The sequence below is a fragment of the Albidovulum sp. genome (assembly GCF_049646345.1).
In the GTDB taxonomy this organism is placed as follows: domain Bacteria; phylum Pseudomonadota; class Alphaproteobacteria; order Rhodobacterales; family Rhodobacteraceae; genus Albidovulum.
Genome location: NZ_JBARVQ010000870.1, coordinates 1 through 2,104, shown reverse-complemented (window position 1 = coordinate 2,104; position 2,104 = coordinate 1). Strand labels below are relative to the sequence as shown.

The window sequence follows — 2,104 nt, the reverse complement described above, 5'->3', positions numbered from 1 at the left end:
ACACTACCCTGGGTAGTTTTGAAATCGCATGCGAAGCCTGATGCGCCAGATATCGGGGCTTGACGTGAGAAGAGGTAAAACGTGTCGAGTTTTCTGACCCATTCCGGTTTCGTCCTGGCATCCATCCGCGCCATCGGCCCCCTTTTCTATGGCTACCTTGGCTTACAGCTGAGCGCGCGTATCGCCCTTCTTCTTGTTCCTGCCATTCTTACCCTCGATCTGAAGACCTTTGTCGAAACACGCCCAATCGCAGTTGTGGTTCTGCCGTTGGCGTTGGCACTGATGGTGTTCGTCGGTTATCGCGCGGCAGAGAACAGCCTGAGGAACCGGATCAGGACTGCTGTCGTCGATCTGAGCAACCGCAAGATCCGTTCAACAATGGCGGCATTGCTTGAGAACCGGCGGTTCCACGAGGCGGTGCCGGTCGCTGACATTGTCACAGCGACGGCGCGTTATGCACAAGACCTCACGATGCTTATCTTCGGGTTTGCCGATCATGTGCTCATGCTGGTCGTGCAACTGGTCTTTTCCTCTCTGATGATCGTTTTTTTGGTGGGTTGGGAATTCCTTGCGCTGACATTCACGATCCTGGCTGCGGCAGCCGCGGCAAACATGATGGCTGCACAGACGATGACGGTCCGCATACAGACTGCGATTGCCACCAATTTCCGGTTCAACGAAGCGGTACTTGATCAGCTTGCCAACTTGAATGCGATCCTCGGTGCCGGTTTCGCCGAGGCCGAAATCGATCGTTTCGATGCCATGGCCCGCCGAAAACACCTGGATGCCGATGCAGCCCACCGGGCGATTGCGGCCTATGCCGCGTTACAGGCAGGGGTCATCGGGATTGTCCTGTTCGCGGTTGCCCTGTTCAGTCTCGCCCGTTTTCATGCTGATGCGTTGGATGTCGGCCAGATATTGGTCTTTATGTTCTATCTGGCTGCGATCATCCTGCCGCTGACCTCGGCCGCGTTCTTTTTCCGGACGATGCATGAAGGCTACGGCATTGCCCGGACATTCGAGGTGCCGAGCGAGCCGGGAGCGCCGTCGCCAGTGGTCGATCGCGATGCGGACCTGCCTGCCCCGGGGACATCTACGCGGTTTGTGATCCGTGACATCCGCTTTTCCGACGGCACCGCCCTGCCGGATCAGGACTTCAAGCTCTATGCGGGTAAGGTGCATTTGCTGCTGGCGCCGAATGGGGCAGGCAAGACGACGATTCTGAAAATCGTTGCGGGCGCTTACCGGCAGGGCGAACTGAGCTGTTCCCTAAACGTCGACGGGCCGCGATATGCGAGCCTGCATTATCTACCGCAGGAAGTGACGGTCTTTGATCGTTCCATAGGCGAGAATGTTTTCGTCGCCGACCCGGACGGGTCTTGCCTGCAGCAGCAAGACATCTGCGACGGTTTCTGTGCTTTGCTTGGCTGGCCCTGTTTCGATCTGACGCGCCCGGCCGGGACGCTTTCCGGCGGGCAGAAACAGAAGGTACTGATCCTGAGGGCGCTTCAGAACAAGCCTGCGCTGCTGATCCTCGATGAACCGACATCCTATCTGGACGGCGTCTCGTGCGATCACCTGTTTGTGACGCTGACGCAGTCCCTGCCGGGTACGACGATCCTTTATACAGCCCATGACGAGAAAATCACCGAACGCGCCGACCGGCGTATTCTGTTGGCGGGCGAGGCGTGACCACGGCGTCTGCCGACCTGTCATGGGCGTCCGGCGGACGGATATTGGTCTATCCTCCCGACCGCTGCTTTCATCTCGATATCGATGCCGACCGGCTGGCGATTGAGGTGATGGAGCCCAACTTGCTCAATGCCAGGGTGTCTGAGCTGCAACGGATAACGGCTGCGCATTGCTATGAGATGAAGGCACGGCCTGTCTGTGTCCGCATATCTACCCATTGGGAACGGCTTCAGCATCTGCTTGCGGAACGTCTGGCGGCAGGTGGCAAAGCCTCGCCAAGGGTCAGGTTCGTCCTGCGCATTCTTTGGTTCGTCCGCCAGGTCTCCAACCTCCCTCTGGCAGCCTACCTCGCCCGAATGACGGATCAATCCGGCACGCATATGACCGCGGAACAGTTGCCGCTGGATGAAGG

At 58.4% G+C, this 2,104-nt stretch carries 2 protein-coding genes; both read left to right on the top strand.

The window, feature by feature from the left end:
* Positions 1-81: 81 nt before the first annotated feature.
* Positions 82-1,692 (top strand): ATP-binding cassette domain-containing protein, encoded by a 1,611-nt coding sequence (locus WBB85_RS22785; RefSeq protein ID WP_432640854.1) that lies wholly within the window; start codon positions 82-84, stop codon positions 1,690-1,692.
* Positions 1,689-2,104: hypothetical protein (locus WBB85_RS22780; protein ID WP_432640853.1), on the top strand; the 416-nt coding region annotated here is incomplete at its 3' end. The genes WBB85_RS22785 and WBB85_RS22780, both read left to right, overlap by 4 nt.